The 18,134-nt window shown below is 67.0% G+C and carries 14 protein-coding genes; 10 read left to right on the top strand and 4 right to left on the bottom strand.

Annotated elements, in window-relative coordinates; all coding sequences use genetic code 11:
• The first annotated feature begins 70 nt into the window (after positions 1-70).
• The 5 genes from murJ (at position 71) to LV476_RS07800 (ending at position 6,558) form a co-directional block, all read left to right on the top strand.
• Entirely contained in the window at positions 71-1,657 is a 1,587-nt protein-coding gene (gene murJ / locus LV476_RS07820; protein WP_250075017.1) for a murein biosynthesis integral membrane protein MurJ, read from the top strand.
• Positions 1,658-1,700: 43 nt separating this feature from the next.
• Entirely contained in the window at positions 1,701-2,696 is a 996-nt protein-coding gene (ribF, locus tag LV476_RS07815; protein WP_250075015.1) for a bifunctional riboflavin kinase/FAD synthetase, read from the top strand.
• Positions 2,693-4,243 carry a DNA recombination protein RmuC gene (gene rmuC, locus LV476_RS07810; RefSeq protein ID WP_250075014.1) on the top strand — a complete coding sequence of 517 codons (1,551 nt, stop codon included), beginning with the start codon at positions 2,693-2,695 and terminating at the stop codon, positions 4,241-4,243. Before ribF ends, rmuC begins: the two co-directional genes overlap by 4 nt.
• Before the next feature lie 121 nt (positions 4,244-4,364).
• The gene (locus tag LV476_RS07805; protein ID WP_250075011.1) at positions 4,365-6,002 is read left to right on the top strand and encodes an FMN-binding glutamate synthase family protein; all 1,638 of its coding nucleotides are present in this window, start codon (positions 4,365-4,367) and stop codon (positions 6,000-6,002) included.
• An 82-nt stretch (positions 6,003-6,084) separates the two neighbouring features.
• Positions 6,085-6,558 (top strand): DUF302 domain-containing protein, encoded by a 474-nt coding sequence (locus tag LV476_RS07800; RefSeq protein WP_250075009.1) that lies wholly within the window; start codon positions 6,085-6,087, stop codon positions 6,556-6,558.
• 73 nt (positions 6,559-6,631) lie between these two features.
• Here LV476_RS07800 and LV476_RS07795 read toward each other — a convergent pair whose 3' ends face one another.
• The 4 genes from LV476_RS07795 to LV476_RS07780 form a co-directional block, all read right to left on the bottom strand.
• Positions 6,632-9,907, bottom strand: a complete 3,276-nt coding sequence (locus tag LV476_RS07795) for an efflux RND transporter permease subunit (RefSeq protein ID WP_250075007.1) — start codon at positions 9,905-9,907, stop codon at positions 6,632-6,634.
• A gap of 9 nt (positions 9,908-9,916) precedes the next feature.
• Positions 9,917-11,632, bottom strand: coding sequence for an efflux RND transporter periplasmic adaptor subunit (locus LV476_RS07790; protein WP_250075005.1), 1,716 nt, complete (start codon positions 11,630-11,632; stop codon positions 9,917-9,919).
• Positions 11,629-12,873: a TolC family protein gene (locus tag LV476_RS07785; protein ID WP_250075003.1), complete on the bottom strand. Its 1,245-nt coding sequence runs from the start codon at positions 12,871-12,873 to the stop codon at positions 11,629-11,631. The genes LV476_RS07790 and LV476_RS07785 overlap by 4 nt, the downstream gene beginning before the upstream one ends.
• Before the next feature lie 127 nt (positions 12,874-13,000).
• Positions 13,001-13,330: a hypothetical protein gene (locus LV476_RS07780; RefSeq protein ID WP_250075001.1), complete on the bottom strand. Its 330-nt coding sequence runs from the start codon at positions 13,328-13,330 to the stop codon at positions 13,001-13,003.
• A gap of 346 nt (positions 13,331-13,676) precedes the next feature.
• Here LV476_RS07780 and LV476_RS07775 point away from each other — a divergent pair, with 346 nt between their 5' ends.
• From LV476_RS07775 to proB, 5 genes are all read left to right on the top strand, one after another.
• Positions 13,677-15,095 (top strand): KamA family radical SAM protein, encoded by a 1,419-nt coding sequence (locus tag LV476_RS07775; protein WP_250074999.1) that lies wholly within the window; start codon positions 13,677-13,679, stop codon positions 15,093-15,095.
• 113 nt (positions 15,096-15,208) lie between these two features.
• Positions 15,209-15,520, top strand: coding sequence for a 50S ribosomal protein L21 (rplU, locus tag LV476_RS07770; RefSeq protein ID WP_058574801.1), 312 nt, complete (start codon positions 15,209-15,211; stop codon positions 15,518-15,520).
• Between the two features lie 32 nt (positions 15,521-15,552).
• Positions 15,553-15,810: a 50S ribosomal protein L27 gene (gene rpmA / locus LV476_RS07765; RefSeq protein WP_058574800.1), complete on the top strand. Its 258-nt coding sequence runs from the start codon at positions 15,553-15,555 to the stop codon at positions 15,808-15,810.
• A 127-nt stretch (positions 15,811-15,937) separates the two neighbouring features.
• Positions 15,938-17,011, top strand: a complete 1,074-nt coding sequence (cgtA, locus tag LV476_RS07760; protein WP_250074997.1) for an Obg family GTPase CgtA — start codon at positions 15,938-15,940, stop codon at positions 17,009-17,011.
• A gap of 2 nt (positions 17,012-17,013) precedes the next feature.
• Positions 17,014-18,132 (top strand): glutamate 5-kinase, encoded by a 1,119-nt coding sequence (gene proB / locus LV476_RS07755; protein ID WP_250074995.1) that lies wholly within the window; start codon positions 17,014-17,016, stop codon positions 18,130-18,132.
• The last annotated feature ends 2 nt before the right edge of the window (positions 18,133-18,134 follow it).

Below are 18,134 nucleotides of genomic sequence, written 5' to 3'. Positions count from 1 at the left end.
GTACCGGCCGTTACCCACCGAGCGGTTCATGCCAGAATGTCCGCTCGACAAAGGAGGGCGACGAAACGGCATGAGCATCTGGAAGAGCAGCGCGGCCTTCGGCGGGATGACGATGATCTCGCGGGTACTGGGTTTCGTCCGCGACATGCTGCTTGCGCGGGTGTTCGGTGCCAGCGCGGCGATGGACGCCTTCTTCGTCGTCTTCAAGATTCCCAATTTCCTGCGCCGGCTGTTCGCCGAGGGCGCCTTCCAGCAGGCGTTCGTGCCGGTGCTCTCCGAATACCGCGAGACCGGCACGCGTGCCGAGCTCAAGGATTATGTCGATCACATGTTCGGCACGCTGGCGGCGGTGCTGGTGGTGGTCGTCGCCCTGGGCATGGCCGGGGCGCCCTTGCTGGTACTGCTGTTCGCGCCGGGCTTCAGTGACGATCTCGCCCAGCTCGAGCTGGCCGAGGGGATGCTGCTGATCACCTTCCCCTACCTGCTGTTCATCTCGCTGACCGCCTTCGCCGCCAGTAGCCTCAATGCCTTCGGCCGGTTCGCCATGCCGGCGCTGGCGCCGATCTGGCTGAACCTGAGCCTGATCGCCGCGACCCTGGTCGCCGCCCCGTTCTTCGAGGAGCCGGTGACCGCGCTGGCCTGGGGTGTCTTCATCGCCGGCATCCTGCAGCTCTTTTTCCTGCTGCCGTTCCTCGCCCGGCTGGGGCTGCTACCGCGCCCGCGCATCGCCCCGCATCCGGGGGTGAAGAAGACCCTGCGGCTGATGCTGCCGGCGATGTTCGGCGCCTCGGTCACGCAGATCAACCTGCTGGTCGACACCATCCTCGCCTCCCTGCTGGTGGCGGGCTCGGTGAGCTGGCTGTACTACTCCGACCGGTTGGTGGAGCTGCCGCTGGGCGTGTTCGGCGTGGCGATCGGCACGGTGATCCTGCCGGCACTCTCGCGCGCTTTCGCCCGCGGCAGCGACGAGGATTACAATCGGACCGTCAATGGCGCACTGAAGTTGACGCTCCTGATTGGCGTGCCGGCGATGGCCGGGCTGATCGGGCTGTCGGTGCCGATCCTGGCGACGCTGTTCCAGTACGATGCCTTCACGCCGAGTGACACGGCGATGGTCTCGCTGGCGATGACTGCCTACGCGCTGGGCCTGCCGGCATTCCTGCTGATCAAGATCTTCGCGCCGGGCTTCTTCGCCCGGCAGGACACGGTGACGCCGGTGCGCATCGCGGTGATCTCGGTGGTCGCCAACCTGGTCTTCAAGGCCCTGCTGGTGTTGCCGTGGATTGTCTGGATGGGCGGAAACCTGGCGCATGTTGGCCTGGCCCTGACCACGGTCATGGCCGCCTGGGTGAACGCGTTGCTGCTCGGCTGGACCCTGCGCCGGCGTGGCGCCTGGCAGGTGGAGCCCGGCACGCGCCGTTTCATCGGCCGGATCACGTTGGCGGCGCTGGCAATGGCCGGGTTGCTGCTGTGGATCAGTCCGGCCGCCGAGGTCTGGACCGGCTGGGCCTGGTTCGAGCGCTTGGGCGCGGTGCTCGGATTGATCGCGCTGGGGATGGCGATCTTCGTGGTGGCCGCAGCCATGCTGGGGCAGACGCCGCGGCGCCTGCTGGCGGTGGTCGCCTTCGATCGCCACGTGTCGCCGGAACGCCAGTGATGGCTTCGTGCTTGCGCCCCTGTTGGCCCAGAATGGAAACCGCATGCAGCTGATTCGTCTGTCTCCCAGTGCGCCGAACCGACAAGCCGCCCCAGCCGGCGGCGCGGTGGTCACCATCGGCAACTTCGACGGCGTGCATCGGGGCCACAGGGCGGTGATCCGTCAGGCCGCCGAGCGGGCCCGGGCGCTGGATCTGCCGCTGGTGGTGGTGATCTTCGAGCCGCTGCCCCGCGAATTCTTCGCCGAGCGCCACGGGGTGACCCCGGTGGCCCGGCTGACGCGACTGCGCGAACGCTTTATCGCCTTCGAGGCGCTGGGTGTGGTCGACCGACTGGTGCTGATGCCTTTCAATGCGACCCTGGCGGGCATGTCGGCGGAAGCCTTCGTCGAGGAGTTGCTGGTCGATGCCCTGGGCGCACGCCATGTGGTGATTGGTGATGATTTTCGCTTTGGCGCCAAGCGTGCCGGGGATTTCGCCTTGCTGGAGCGCATGGGGCCGGCGCTGGATTTCGGCGTCGAACGGGCGGTGACCGTGACCCTCGACGGCGAGCGTGTCTCCTCGACCCGGGTGCGTGCCGCACTCGAAGCGCGTGACGTGGCAGCGGCCGCCCGACTGCTCGGCCATCCGTTCTTTCTCTGCGGGCGGGTGATGCACGGCGACAAGCGCGGCCGCCAACTGGGTTTCCCCACCGCCAACATCGCCCTGCGACGCCGCCTGTCGCCGCTGCGTGGTGTCTTCCTGGTGCGGATGAGCGGTATCGACGGCGGGCCGCACTACGGGGTGGCCAATATCGGTACGCGCCCGACCGTCGACGGCGGCGAGGCCCGCCTCGAGGTGTTCGTGCTGGATTTCGACGGCGATATCTACGGCGAGCTGGTGACGGTGGAATTCCTCGCCGACATCCGTGACGAACGGCGCTTCGAGTCGCTCGACGCGCTGGTCGAGCACATCCGGGCGGACGTCGATGAGGCGCGCCGGCTGATAGACACGCACCGGACGGGAGCCCCCTGGCCGGTGGATGAAGGAGAGAGCAAGTGACGGCCATCGACGTGCTGATCGACAACCCGATTGCCTGGGCCCTGTTCGCCGTGGCGCTGACCACGGCGGTGGCGAGTGCCTGGCTGGCCGCCCGTCTGCGCGGCGAGGCCGGCGAGCGCCAGCGGCTGACCGAGGAGCAGCAGCGCCTGGAGACATTGCTCGAGGCCGAGACCGAGGCGCTGCGCACCGCCCGCGATGAACTGGGCGAGGCGCGTACTCTCGCGGCCCGTCACGAGGCGGAACGCCAGCACCTGGTGGAGATGCGTGACTCGGTCGAGACCCAGCGGCGCGAGGCGCAGACCGCACTGGATGTCGAGCGTGCCACGACCGCCTCGCTCAAGGCCGAGCGCGCCGAGCTGACCGAGCGCCTGGAGCGCGAGCGTGAGGCCGCCGCCGAGAAATTGAAATTGCTCGACGAGGCGCGCGAGAAGCTGGCGGATGCCTTCAAGGGCCTGTCCGCCGATGCGCTGTCGCGCAACAACGAGTCCTTCCTCAAGCTCGCCCGCGAGAACCTCGAGCGCTTCCAGCACCAGGCCAAGGACGATCTCACCGCCCGCCACAAGGCGATCGAGCAGCTGACCGGGCCGATCTGCGAACGGCTGGAGAAGTTCGACACCAAGCTCGACGGCCTCGAGCGGGCGCGCACCAGCGCCTACTCGGCGCTCAACCAGCAGGTCAACGACCTGCTGCAGACCCACCTGCCGCGCCTGCATCGCGAGACGGCCGATCTGGTCAAGGCGCTGCGCCAGCCGCAGGCCCGCGGGCGCTGGGGCGAGTTGCAGCTCCGGCGCGTGGTCGAGATGGCCGGCATGCTCGAGCACTGCGATTTCGAGGAGCAGGTCAACCAGACCACCGAGGGCGGGCGGCTGCGCCCCGACCTGATCGTGCACCTGCCCGGCGGCCGGCAGGTGGTGGTCGATGCCAAGGCGCCGGTGGATGCCTACCTGCGTGCCGTCGAGGCCAACGACGAGACTGAGCGCAAGGCCGCGCTCGTGGACCATGCCCGTCAGGTGCGCACCCACGTCGGCCAGCTGGCGAAGAAGAGCTACTTCGACCAGTTCGACCCGTCGCCCGAGTTCGTGGTGCTGTTCGTTCCCGGCGAGGCGTTCTTTTCCGCCGCGCTGGCCGAGGACGCCGGGCTGATCGAATACGGTGCGGAGAACCGCGTCATCCCGGCGAGTCCCACCACGCTGATCGCGCTCCTGAAGGCGGTCTCCTACGGCTGGCGCCAGGAGGCGATGGCGCAGAACGCCGCCGAGGTCGCCGCACTGGGCAAGGAGCTCTACGAGCGCATCGGCACCCTGGCCGAGCACTGGACCAAGGTGGGCAAGAGCCTCAACCAGTCGGTGAACGCCTACAACAGCGCGGTGGGGTCGCTCGAATCCCGCGTACTGCCCAGCGCGCGCAAGTTCCGCGACCTCAAGACCGTCTCGGCCGACAAGGAGATCGGCTCGCCCGAGCCGGTCACCCAGGAGACGCGGCCGCTGTCGGCGGCCGAGCTCATTGAGTCCAACACGCCGGACGACGCGCCAACCGACGAGCGCTAGGGCCATGCGCGCCGCCGGGGGTTGAGCAGGGCGCGGTCATTCCGGCTACGCTTCCGAAAGTCTTCTGACCGCTGCTCCCGTGATCGATCGGGGCGGTCGAAACCGGAGGTAGCTGTCTCGTATGCATCGGCGCTTTCTCGCCACCGCCGCCTCGATCCTTGCGGTCATTATCGTTCTCGGATTGCTCTGGCCGCCGCTGTGGTGGCTCCTGCTGGTGGCCGTGCCCCTGGTCGGAATCGGCGTGTACGACATGCTGCAGTCGCGGCATTCGCTGCGCCGGAATTTTCCCCTGCTTGCCCGGGGTCGCTGGGTGATGGAGCGGATGCGGCCATACATCCGCCAGTATCTGCTGGAATCGGACACCGACGGCCGGCCGATCAGCCGCATGTTTCGCTCGGTGGTCTACCAGCGATCCAAACGCCAGAGCGAGACCGTGCCCTACGGCACGTGTGTTGATACCTATCGGCTGGGCTACGAATGGCTCGGTCAGTCGATGGCGGCCATCGATGTCAGCGAGATCGATCCCGACCTGCGCGTCACGGTGGGTGGTCCGCAGTGCCGGCAACCGTACTCCGCGAGCGTGCTGAACATCTCCGCCATGAGTTACGGCTCGCTCAGCCCGGCGGCCATCCTGGCGCTCAATCGCGGCGCCCGGCTGGGCGGCTTCAGCCACAACACCGGCGAGGGCGGGCTCAGTCCGCATCATCTCGAACACGGCGGCGATCTCGTCTGGCAGATCGGCACCGGCTATTTCGGTTGCCGTGACGATCAGGGGCGTTTCTGCCCGACGACCTTCCGTGAGAAGGCCCGCCTGCCGGCGGTGAAGATGATCGAGCTCAAGATCTCGCAGGGTGCCAAGCCCGGCCATGGCGGCATTCTGCCGGCAGAGAAGAACACCCCGGAGATCGCCGCGATTCGTGACGTGCCGTCCGGCACCCGGATCGAGTCCCCGCCGGCGCACAGTGCCTTCGACTCCCCGCAGGGGCTGATCGACTTCATCGAGGAACTGCGCGAGTTGAGCGATGGCAAGCCGGTGGGAATCAAGCTCGCGATCGGTCGCAAGAGCGAATTCCTCGCGATCGGCAAGGCCATGGTCGAGCGTGGCATCTACCCGGATTTCATCACCGTCGACGGCGGCGAAGGGGGCACCGGCGCGGCGCCGATCGAGTACGCCAACTCGGTCGGCATGCCCCTGCGCGAGGCGCTGGCCTTCGTCGACGACAGCCTGACCGGCTTCGGCATTCGCCAGCACATTCGGGTGATCGCCTCCGGCAAGATCTTCACCGGTTTTCACCTGGTGAAGAACCTCGCCCTGGGGGCGGACCTTTGCAACAGCGCGCGCGGCATGATGCTCGCGCTCGGCTGCGTGCAGTCGCTGACCTGCAACACCAACCGCTGCCCCACCGGCGTGGCCACGCAGAACCCCGACCTCTACCGCGGGCTGGTCGTGCCCGACAAGGCCGAGCGCGTCTGCCATTTCCATCAAGGCACCCTGGCCGCTACCGCCGAACTGCTGTCGTCGGCCGGTCTGCGTCATCCCGAGGAATTGAACCGGACGCACCTGTACCGACGGGTCAGCCCGGAATCGATCTGCCGTTACGACGAGATCTTCCCGTACGTGAAAAAGGGTTGTTTCCTCGGCGACGACCCGCCTGAGCGCTACGCGCTCGAACTGAGCGAGGCCCGTGCCGACAATTTCCTGCCGGAAACCTGCCTGACCGAGATACGCGAGTCGCAGCAGCCGGTCGAACGCAGCTGAGCCGCGGGCGGCCGCCAGCCGTTCGGCAGCGGGCCAAGATGACGACTAGGGTTGGGAAGCATTCAACCTGAGGAGGCTCGTCATGAAGACACGGATTGAACGCGTGTTGCGATCGACCGTTTTCACCCTCGCGGCACTGTGGTTGCCGGCCGGCGTGCTGGCGGCCGATGGTATGACCGTCATCGAGAGTGAGTTCGATGTGGCCGAGACCGAGCAGCGCCTGGTCGAGGCGATCGAGGCCAAGGGCATGGGTGTCATGGCTCAGGTCGATCATCGGGCCAATGCCCAGACGGTCGATCTCGAGATGCCCCCGACGCGAGTCGTGATCTTCGGCAATCCGCAGGGCGGCACGCAGTTGATGAAGTGTGCTCCGACCGTCGCTATCGACCTGCCGATGAAGATGCTGATCTGGCAGGACGGCGAGACGGTCAAGATCGGCTACAACCGGGCCGAGTACCTGGTCGAACGTCACGGCATTGGCGACTGTGCCGCGCCGGTGCAGGCGACGATGAAAAAGGCGCTGCATGGTCTGGCCCATACCGCGGCCGGTGACTGAGTCGGACTGAAGCAGGCAAAAGAAAAGGCCGGGAGATCCCGGCCTTTTTTCGTTTCGGGTTGTCGGCCCGCGCCTAGGCGGCCTCGGGCAGCTTGCGCCGTTGCCACAGCCAATAGATCACCGGCAGCACGATCATCGACAGGAACGGTGCGCTGATCATGCCGCCGACCATCGGCGCGGCGATACGTGACATCACCTCGGAGCCGGTGCCGTGACCGATCATGATCGGCATCAGGCCGGCGAGGATCACCGCCACGGTCATTGCCTTGGGGCGAACCCGCAGCACCGCGCCTTCCATCAATGCTTCCTTCAGGTCGGCGCGGGTATTGAAGCGACCCTCCCGGCGCTGGCGCTCGATCGCCTGATCGAGGTAGATCAGCATCACCACGCCGAACTCTGCGGCCACGCCGGCCAGCGCGATCAGGCCGACGGCCACCGCGATCGACAGGTTGTAGCCCAGCGCCCACAGCAGCCAGAAGCTGCCGATCAGGGCGAACGGCAGGCTGGCCATGATCATGATCGCCTTGCCGCCGTGACGGAAGGTCAGATACAGCAGCACGAAAATGATCGCCAGCGTCAGCGGAACCACCTGCTTGAGGCGCTCGGCGGCGCGCTCCATGTAGCGGTACTGGCCGGCCCACTCGATGGCGTAGCCCGGCGGCAGATCGACCTCCTCCTTGAGGACCTCCTTGGCCCGGGCGACGTAGCCGCCGAGATCGACCCCGCTGGTGGTGACGAAGACGAAGCCGGCCGGGCGGCTGTTCTCCGACTTGATTACCGGCGGACCGGACTGGATCTCGACCGTGGCGACCTGGCCAAGAGCCACCGAGGAGCCGCCCGGCGTGACGATCGGCAGGTCGCGCAGCTTCTCCACCGAGTGCCTGTCCGTCTGCGGATAGCGCAGACTGACCGGGTAACGCTCCAGCCCCTCGACGGTATCGGTCACCTTGACCCCGCCGACGGCCAGGCTGATCACCTTCTGGATGTCGCCGATGTTCAGACCGAAACGGGCGGCCTTTTCGCGGTCCGGGGTGATCACCACATAGCGGCCGTCCGAGGTGCGGTCGGCGAAGGCGCTGCGCGTGCCGGGCAGCTTCTTCAGGGCCGTCTCCACCTGCTTGCCGACGTCTTCGATCTGGTCGAGGTCCGAACCGGTGATCTTGATGCCGATCGGCGTCTGGATGCCGGTGGTCTGCATGTCGATCCGTGTCTTGATCGGCATGACCCAGGCGTTGTTCAGGCTGGGGAAGTCCACCTTCTTGTTCAGCCGCGCGATTAGGTCGTCCAGCGTCACGCCTTCGCGCCACTCGTCGCGTGGCTTCAAGGTGATGCTGGTTTCGATCATGGTCAGCGGGGCCGGGTCGGTGGCTGTCACGCCCCGACCGATCTTGCCGAACACGCGCTCGACCTCTGGCTCCTCGCTGATCAGCTTGTCGACCTGCTGAAGGAGGATGCGTGCCTCGCCCACCGACAGGCCCGGCAGGGTGGTCGGCATGTACAGCAGGTCCCCCTCGTCGAGCTGCGGCATGAACTCCGAACCCAGACCGCTACCGAGGCTTGCCAGCTTGGGCGAGCCGTCGAACCAGTCGCTCCATTGGTCCTCGAGGTCCGACTGCCAGTCGGTAACTTTTGCCTGCCAGTCGGTATCACCGGCCCACTTGAGCGGGGCGAGAAACCCCGAGATCCCGGCAAACGGCAACACCATCGAGAACAGCGCGACGAAGGCGAGTGCGAGCACGGTCTTGGGGAAACGCAGCGCGCCCGACAACACCGGTCGGTAGCCCCAGATCAGGAAGCGGTTGATCGGGTTATTCTCTTCCGAGGGAATGCGCCCGCGGATGAAGTAGCCCATCAGTACCGGGATCAGGGTGACCGCCAGGCCGGCGGCCGCCGCCATCGCGTAGGTCTTGGTGTAGGCCAGCGGCGCGAACAGCCGGCCTTCCTGCGCCTCCAGCGCGAATACCGGCACGAACGACAGCGTGATCACCAGCAGCGAGAAGAACAGCGCCGGTCCCACCTCGGAGGCGGATTTGGCGATCAGCCCCCAGTGGACTTCGCCTTCGGGGGGATGGCCGTGGGTCTCCCGGTAGCGCGCCAAATGCTTGTGGGCGTTCTCGATCATGACGATGGCCGCGTCGACCATCGCGCCGATGGCGATCGCGATGCCGCCGAGCGACATGATGTTGGCGTTGATGCCCTGCCAGTTCATGACGATGAACGCCGTCAGGATGCCCAGCGGCAGGCTGACGATCGCCACCAGCGCCGAACGCAGGTGAAACAGGAAGATCAGGCTCACCAGCGCCACGACCAGGAATTCCTCGACCAGCTTCGTCTCGAGGAAGGCCACGGCGCGTTCGATCACGCCGCTGCGGTCGTAGGTGGTCAGTACTTCGACGCCATCCGGCAGGCCCGACTTGACGTCGTCGAGCTTCTCCTTGACCGCTGCTATCACCTCGCGGGCATTCTCGCCACTGCGCATGACGACGATGCCGCCGACCACTTCGCCCTTGCCGTCGAGTTCCGCTACACCGCGTCGCTCGGCCGGACCGACCTCGACCCGACCGAGATCCTGGACCGTGATCGGGGTGCCCTTGTCGGTCACGCCCACCGGGATCTGCTCGATGTCGTCCGCGGACTTGAGGTAGCCGCGGCTGGTGATCATGTACTCCGCGCCACCGCGCTCGATCACGCCGCCACCGACCTCGCGGTTGGCCTGGGAGATCGCCTCGCGCAGCCGGTTGATCGAGATGTTGAACGCGCGCAGGCGCTGCGGATCGACGATGATCTGATACTCGCGGACCATGCCGCCGACGGTGGCCACCTCGGACACACCCTCGACCGACTCGAGCTGGAACTTGAGGAACCAGTTCTGCAGCGTGGTCAGCTCGGAGAGATCGTGCTGCCCGGTCGGGTCGTTGAGCGCGTACTGGAACACCCAGCCCACGCCGGTCGCATCCGGCCCCAGCTTGGGCGTGACCTCCGACGGCAGGTCCTCGGAGGCCTGATTGAGGTACTCGAGTACCCGTGAGCGCGCCCAGTAGAGGTCGGTGCCTTCCTCGAAGGTGACGTAGATGTAGGAGTCACCGAAGAACGAGTAGCCCCGGACCGCCGTCGAGCCGGGTACGGCCAGCAGGCGCGTGGTCAGCGGGTAGGTGACCTGGTCCTGGACCACCTGCGGCGACTGGCCGGGGAAGGTCGTCTTGACGATCACCTGCGTGTCCGACAGGTCCGGGATCGCGTCCAGCGGCGTCGCCTTCCAGGCCGCCCAGCCGATCGCGGCGAGCAGGGCGGACAGCAGCACGACCAGCACCCGGAAGCGGATGCAGGCATGGATGATGCGTTCGATCATGGCGCCCCCTTACTGCTCGTTGCCGGACAGGCGCGAGAAGGCGGCCTGGACGTTCGATTCGGAGTCGATCAGGAACTGACCCGAGGCGACCACCTGCTCGCCCGGCTCCAGCCCGGAAACGATCTCCGTATAGCCACCCGCCTCGGCCCCGGTTTCCACGGCCACCGGCCGGAAGCGGCCCTCGCCGGTGCGCACCACCACGCGGGCCCCGCCCGGCGACGGGATGATGGCGGTTGCCGGCACGGCGAGTACCGGCGGAGTCTTCTCCGGCGTGAGCGTTACCTCGGCGAACTGGTTGGGCCGCAACTGGCCGTCCTCGTTGTCGAAGGCCAGCCGTACACGCAGGGTGCGCGACTGCGGATCGAGCTCCGGGTAGACGAAGTCGACCGTGCCCTCGAAGGTGCGCCCCGGAATGCCGTCGACCCGCATGGTGGCCTGTTGCCCCTCGCTGACCGACTGCATGCGCCGCTCGAGCACGTCGACGTTCACCCAGACGCGGTCGCGTCGGGCGATGGTGTAGAGGTCGAGCCCGGGCTGGATGTACATCCCCTCGCGCAGGTTGATCTCGGCGACGTAGCCGTCCTGCGGGGCGAGCAGCGGGATGGTGCGCTGCACCTTGCCCTGCTGGCGGACCGCGTCGATCACCGACTGGGGCACGTCGAGCAGTTCGAGCCGGGCGCGGGACGACTCGATCAGGTCATTCATGCCGCGACGCAGTGCGACCAGGTAGTCCTGCTGGGCGGCGACGATGTCCGGCGAGTAATACTCGAACAGCACCTCGCCCTTCTTCACCTTGGCGCCCACCGAGGCGACGTTGAGCCGTTCGACCCAGCCCTTGGCGCGCGGGTGAACGTGGGCGAGCAGGTCCTCGTCGTAGCCGACCGTGCCGACCGTGCGGATCGTCTCCATCAGCGGCCGCTTCTTGGCCTTCTCGATCACCACGTTCATGTGCTGCACGGTGATCGGGCTGACCGAGACGGACGGGAAGCTGGGTGCCTTGGGACGGCTGGCACTGCCACCGCCGCTACTCTCGGCGCTGGCCGCATCCACCTCGGAGGCCGGGTACTCCTTCTCGACCAGATCCATGCCGCAGATGGGGCAGGAGCCGGGCTCCTCTTCGATGATCTGCGGGTGCATCGGACAGGTCCAGCGGGTGACCGTCTCGCTGCCGGCCGACGCGCTCGAGGCGTGGTCGTGCCCCTCGTGGGCGCTCGGGGCGCTATCGCCGGCATCGGCGGATGCTTCCTCGGCGGGGTACTCCTTTTCGACCAGGTCCATGCCGCAGATGGGGCAGGAGCCGGGCTCCTCCTCGACGATCTGCGGGTGCATGGGGCAGGTCCAGCGGGTAACCGTCTCGCCACCCGACGAGGCGCTAGACATCTGGTCATGCCCCTCGTGAGCGTCCATGTCCTTCGTGTTGTCCCGGGCGCTCTCGGCCGCATCGGCGGATGCTTCCTGCGCGGGGTATTCCTTCTCGACCAGGTCCATGCCGCAGATGGGACAGGAGCCGGGCTCCTCCTCGACGATCTGCGGGTGCATGGGACAGGTCCAGCGGGTGACGGTGTCGTTGCCGTCGCTCGACTGGGCGTGGTCGTGTCCCGAGTGGTCGACGCTGTCGGCGGCCACGGCGTGGCTGAGTACCGGGGTCAGGCCAGTCATCACCGCCGGCGTCACCAGCGCGGTACTCAGCAGACTGATGCGAAGAATCTTGTTGTGACGGTTCATGCGTTCGGCTCCAGGAGATAGCGCAGGTCGATGAGTTGGTCGGCTCGGTCGAGTCGCAGCGTCAGCTGTTCCTGGCGCGCCTCGACGACGGCACGCTCGGCTTCGATCAGGGCCTCGAACTGGCCCTGACCGGCGCCGATCTCGCCGCGGATCATGTCGGCGACCTGCTGCAGTTCGGGAATGATGCTGTTCTGGTAACGGGTGATGCGCCGGTCGAGCGCGTCCAGGCGTGCCCGGATGCCGTCGGCCTGGGCAGACAGGTCGCGGGCGCGCTTCGCCAGCTCGAGCTGGGCTGCCTGGGCGGACTGCTGCGCGCCGCGCAGCCGTGGCGACTGCCGGCTTTCGCTGAAGATGGGCAGGCTGATGCTGACCCCGGCAGACAAGGTGTTGGGCTCGCTGCCCGCCCGCAGGCCGTAACCAACCTGTACACCGACCTCGGGGGCGAACTGCTCGCGGGCAACATCGACCCGTGCCCGGGCGGCCGACACGTCGGCACGCAGCTGCTCGAGCTCCGGCTGGTAGTCGATCGAGCCCTCCGGGGTATTGCGGAGCACCTCCGGCAGTTCGTCGGGCAGGGGGCGTGACGCCGCGTCGCCTACCCAGCGTGCCAGCCGGGCCCGGGCGGCTTCGGACTCACCGCGGCGGCGGTCGAGGGCGTCGGCGATTCGCGACAGCCGTGCCTGCAGCCTGACCAGGTCGCTGCCACTGGCCTCGTTGACCTGGTAGGCCGTGCGGGCGCTCTCGAGCAACTCGCGGTAGAGGCGCTGCTCCTGTTCGAGCAGGCGGGAGAGGGTGACCTGACGATAGACGTCCAGCCACAGGCGCCGGACCTCGCGGGCCAGTTTGCGGTCGGCGGTGGTGAGTGCCGCCTGCTGGCCGGAGACCTCGGCACTGGCGGCCTTGGCGCGGTAGGTCAGGGTGTCGCCCGGCGGTAGGGTCTGCGAGAGCGTGACCACTGTCTGGGTCATCGGGGAGTCGCTCAGGCTGTAGTTGTCGGTCGGGACGTTCTGCAGGGCGACCGACAGACGCGGGTCGGGCAGCTCGTCGGCGGCCTCCGCCTCGGAGGCAAGGCTCTGGCGGCGGTGCTCGGCTGCCTGGAGGCCCTCGTCCTGCTGCCGGGCGGCCTGTTCAGCCGCCTCGAGCGTCAGCAGGCCGTCGGCGGCCAGTGCCGGCGCGGGCAGAGCCGTCGCCAGGGCGGTCGCTAGTGCCAGTAACGGCAGATGCTTGAATGACAGGATCATGGTCGATTCCTCGGTTGAATAGACGTCAGCGGGGAGCTGGATCAGCCGAGGTGTAAACCGGGCACGGTGGACGTGCGCCGAGGGCAGTCAGTTCGTCAGAAACCTTGCCCGGTCAGAACTCGGCCGATCAGGCCGAGAGGGGAGGACGGAAGGGGGGGGCCGGGATGCCCGGCGCGGACTGGTCGGTGACGTGCGTGTCCGGTGCCGACTGCAGCAGGGGTGCGGCGACGGGCGTGAACGAGGCCGGCAGGGACAGGCCGCCGTGCACGCCACAGGAAGCGCAGTGGTCGCAGCCGAGAGAGGAGGTGTCGGCGACCTCTGCATGGTCGGGGCAGGTGTCTGCCTGTGCCGACGCGAGGTCGGTCATCGGGCAATCGAGCATGGACGCACCTGCGGTCACCGCGTTGAACGGTGCCCACAGAGCCAGCAGCAATGTGATCAGGTGCGCAAATTTCATAGCTGCGCTGAACTATAGGAGTCGAAATCCACGTATGCAAGTGGTTGCTGATATGCGCCGGGACAATCGTCCCGTGGGCGCGTGCGCGTGAGCTTTAGTTTCTCGGTGCAGATCACTCGGTGCGGCCTGCAGCGCTCGAGGTGGCTGGGGTAACAGGCCGGTCACGATGGGGCGTCACGCCGAAGTGGTTGATTCCATGTTCCGCAGCCTCGATGGGCGGTCGTTGATCGAGTCCACTAGGTGGGCTGGATATGCATAAGCGGTTGTTTTTCTCGGGAAATGGGCTAGAATTCGCCGGCCTTGTGGTCGGCACGGCCCCCATTCCATGCGCACCAGACGAGGTTTTATGACGACTGTTGCCAAGCGAACCATCCCCGGAACCCGCGAGCAGGAAGCGGCGGGTACGCAGGACGGGCAGCCGCCCAAGCTGCAGGTCTTCACCGACCGCCACCTCGACAAGATCGAACCGCTCAAGCGCCTCGGCGAAGAGGCCCTGTTCGAAATGAAGGTGGTCGCGAGCGTGCTGCCGTTTCGCGTCAACAACTACGTCATCGAAAACTTGATCGACTGGGATCGTGCCCCCGACGACCCGATCTTCGCCCTGACCTTCCCGCAGCGCGACATGCTCAGCCCCGAGATGTACGAGCAGATGGCCGAGCTGCACCGACGCGAGGCGCCCAAGGAAGAGATCACCGCGCTGGCCTGGAAGCTGCGGCACAAGCTCAATCCGCATCCGGCCGGCCAGATGGAGATGAATCTCCCCGAGGTCAACGGCGAGACGGTCGAGGGCGTGCAGCATAAGTACCGCGAGACCGCGCTGTTTTTCCCCAGCCAGGGCCAGACCTGCCACAGTTATTGCACCTTCTGCTTCCGCTGGGCGCAGTTCGTCGGTGACAAGGATCTCAAGATCGCCTCCAAGGAGGCCGGCCAGTTGCTCGACTACCTCGCCGAGCATCCGCACCTGAGCGACCTCTTGATGACCGGCGGCGACCCGATGGTGATGAAGACCAAGCACCTGACGCCATACCTCGAGGGCCTTCTCGACGAGCGCCTCGAGCACGTACAGACCGTGCGCATCGGTACCAAGGCCCTGTCGTTCTGGCCGTACCGCTTCGTCACCGACAAGGATGCCGACGAGCTGCTCGGCCTGTTCGAGCGACTGGTCGAATCCGGCAAGCACGTCGCGGTGATGGCACACATCAACCATTTTCAGGAGATGGAAAACCCCATCTTCCGCGAGGCGGTCAAGCGCATCCGGGCGACCGGCGCCGAGATCCGTACCCAGAGCCCGCTGATCAAGCACATCAACGACTCGGGCGAGGTCTGGGCGCGCATGTGGCGCGAGCAGGTGCGTCTGGGGATGATTCCGTACTACATGTTCGTCGAGCGCGACACCGGCGCGAAGTACCGCTTCGAGGTGCCGCTGGCCGAGGCGCACCGCATCTACCGCGACGCGATGAAGCGGGTCTCGGGCCTCGCGCGCACGGCGCGCGGACCATCCATGTCCGCCGGGCCGGGCAAGGTCGAGGTACAGGGCGTGGCCGAGATTCACGGCGAGAAGGTGTTCGTCCTTCGCTTCGTCCAGGGCCGCAACCCGGACTGGGTGCAGCGGCCGTTCTTCGCCAAGTACGACGAGGAGGCCACCTGGCTCAACGAGCTGACACCGGCCTTCGGCGAGGAGAAGTTCTTCTTCGAGGACGAGTACGAGGCAATGCAGGCCGACAGTGGCCTCAAGGTCATCGACGCCGCGGAAGTCGAGGCATAAGCCCTTGACGTGTCTGGCGCGGGTCGCTAAGATTGCGCGCCTTCAAACAACGCCGGCCGGTGGCAGCAATGAGTCGTCGGCCCCATTACGCATAAACATTCGGGTTTTACAGCATGTACGCAGTGGTCGTTACCGGCGGTAAGCAGTACCGCGTCGAGCAAGGCAGCAAGGTGCGCGTCGAGAAGCTCTCTGGCGAAGCCGGCAGCACCGTGACGCTGGATCAGGTTTTGATGGTCGGCGACGGCTCTGACATCAAGGTGGGCACCCCCACCGTTGATGGCGCGAGCGTCACCGCCGAGATCGTCGGCCAGGGCCGCGGCAAGAAGGTGGACATCATCAAGTTCCGCCGCCGCAAGCACCACATGAAGCGTCAGGGCCATCGTCAGGCCTACACCGAAATCAAGATTACCGGTATCAGCGCCTAAGCGCCCGGTATCCAGACCAGGAGACTTGAACCATGGCACATAAAAAAGCAGCGGGCTCTACCCGGAACGGTCGCGACAGTGAAAGCAAGCGCCTCGGCGTGAAGCGCTTCGGTGGCGAATCCGTCTCCGCTGGCAGCATCATCGTTCGTCAGCGTGGCACCAAGTTCCACGCCGGCAGCAACGTAGGCGTCGGCCGCGACTACACCCTGTTCGCCCTGACCGACGGCCAGGTGAAGTTCGAGACCAAGGGTCCGAAGAGCCGCCGTTTCGTCAGCATCGAGTCGGCCTAAGCTGGCGCGATGTAAGTCGACGGTCAGCTCGGCTGGCCGGTGACTGCCGTCTGAGCCCCGCCTGCGTGCGGGGCTTTCGTGTTTGTGGTCAGCTCGTCAACGAGCGGGAAATTGCGGGGATCGTGTCGTGAAATTTGTCGATGAAGCCACCATCAAGGTCAAGGCCGGCGATGGCGGCAATGGCGTGGTGAGCTTTCGCCGCGAGAAGTACGTGCCCTACGGCGGACCGGACGGCGGCGACGGCGGTGACGGCGGCTCGGTCTACCTGCTCGGCGACCAGAACCTCAACACGCTCGCCGACTTCCGTTTCCAGCGTCATTACGAGGCCGAGCGCGGCAAGAACGGCGCCGGGCGCAACATGACCGGCAAGAAGGGCCACGATCTGCACGTCCACGTGCCGCTGGGTACCGTGGTGCACGACGAGGACACCGGCGAGGTCATCGGCGAGGTGGTCGAGGCCGGTGCCGAGCTGCTGGTCGCCAAGGGCGGCTGGCACGGTCTGGGCAACACCCGCTTCAAGAGCTCGGTCAACCGCGCACCTAGGCAGAAGACCGACGGCACGCCCGGCGACGACCGCCGCCTGCGCCTGGAGCTCAAGGTACTGGCGGACGTCGGCCTGCTCGGCCAGCCGAACGCCGGCAAGTCGACCCTGATCCGCGCGATTTCGCACGCCCGGCCCAAGGTCGCCAACTACCCGTTCACCACGCTCTACCCCAACCTCGGCGTGGTCGCCCCCGAGCCGCACCGCAGCTTCGTGGTCGCCGACATCCCGGGGCTGATCGAGGGCGCGGCCGAGGGCGCGGGTCTGGGCATCCGCTTCCTCAAGCATCTGGCGCGCACCAACCTGCTGCTGCACGTGGTCGATGTGGCACCCTATGACGAGGTCGATCCGGTCGAGAGCGTCGCGGCTATCGAGGAAGAGCTCGAGAAGTACGACGAGTCGCTCGCCGAACGGCCGCGCTGGCTGGTACTCAACAAGATCGACGTCTGGCCGGAGGACGAGCGCGAGGCGAATATCGAGGCGCTCAGGCAGCGCTTCGTCGACGAGATCGGCCTCGATGGTCCGGTCTTCGCCATCAGCGCGCTGGACAAGACCGGCACGCAGCCGCTGGTCTGGGCGATCCTCGAATACCTCGAGGCCGAGTGGGCGCGTGAGCGCGACAAGCAGGACGGCCGATCGGGGTCGTCGACGGAGGGCTGAGCATGCGTGACGAGGTCAGGGGCTACCAGCGCTGGGTGGTGAAGATCGGTTCGGCGATGGTCACCGGCGACGGCCGTGGGCTGGACCGGGAGGCGATCGCCGCCTGGGCGCGTCAGCTGGCCGAGTTGCGTCGCGAGGGTCGCGAGATCGTGATCGTCACCTCCGGCGCGGTCGCCGAAGGCATGGCTCGGCTCGGCTGGGAGGAGCGGCCCGAATCCCTGCCCAAGCTGCAGGCGGCTGCCGCCGTCGGCCAGATGGGACTGGTCGAGGCCTATGCCGAAGGGCTGGCCCGCTTCGACACCCACTCGGCGCAGATCCTGCTGACCCACGAGGACCTGGTCGACCGCGAGCGTTACCTCAACGCCCGCAGCACCCTGCGTACCCTGCTGGACCTGGGCGTGGTGCCGGTGGTCAACGAGAACGACACGGTCGCCACCGACGAGATCCGCTTCGGCGACAACGATACCCTGGCCGCGCTGGTGGCCAACCTGGTCGAGGCGGACATGCTGGTCATCCTCACCGACCAGCCGGGCCTGTTCGAGGCCGATCCGCGCAAACAGCCCGACGCGAACCTGCTCGTTGAGGTGACCGCCGGCGATCCCGTGCTGGAGTCCATGGCCTCGCCGGAAGGCGGGCGTCTCGGTCGCGGCGGCATGTACACCAAGGTGCTCGCGGCCAAGCGCGCTGCCCGTTCCGGGGCGGCCACCATCGTCGCCGCGGGCAGCGAGTCCGACGTGCTCTGCCGGCTGGCCGCGGGCGAACCGCTGGGCACGCATTTCCACCCGGCCACCAACCGTCTGGCCGCGCGCAAGCAGTGGCTCGCCGGCCAGCTGCGGGTGCGCGGCCAGCTGCGGGTCGATGCCGGGGCGGCGCGCGCCGTGGCCGAGCAGGGGCGTTCGCTGCTACCGGTGGGGGTCTCGGCAGTTTCGGGGCAGTTCGCCCGCGGCGAGCTGGTGTCGATCGTCGATGCCGACGGGCGCGAGTTCGCCCGGGGGCTGGTCAACTACCCCAGCGCTGACGCCGCCCGCCTGGTGCAGCGGTCAAGCCAGGAGATCGCCGAGGTCATCGGCTACCGCGAGGAGAACGAGCTGGTGCACCGGGACAACCTGGTCCTGCTCTAAGC

The sequence above is a fragment of the Guyparkeria hydrothermalis genome (assembly GCF_023555385.1).
GTDB lineage: Bacteria > Pseudomonadota > Gammaproteobacteria > Halothiobacillales > Halothiobacillaceae > Guyparkeria > Guyparkeria hydrothermalis_A.
This window is presented reverse-complemented; position numbering and strand designations above follow the sequence as displayed.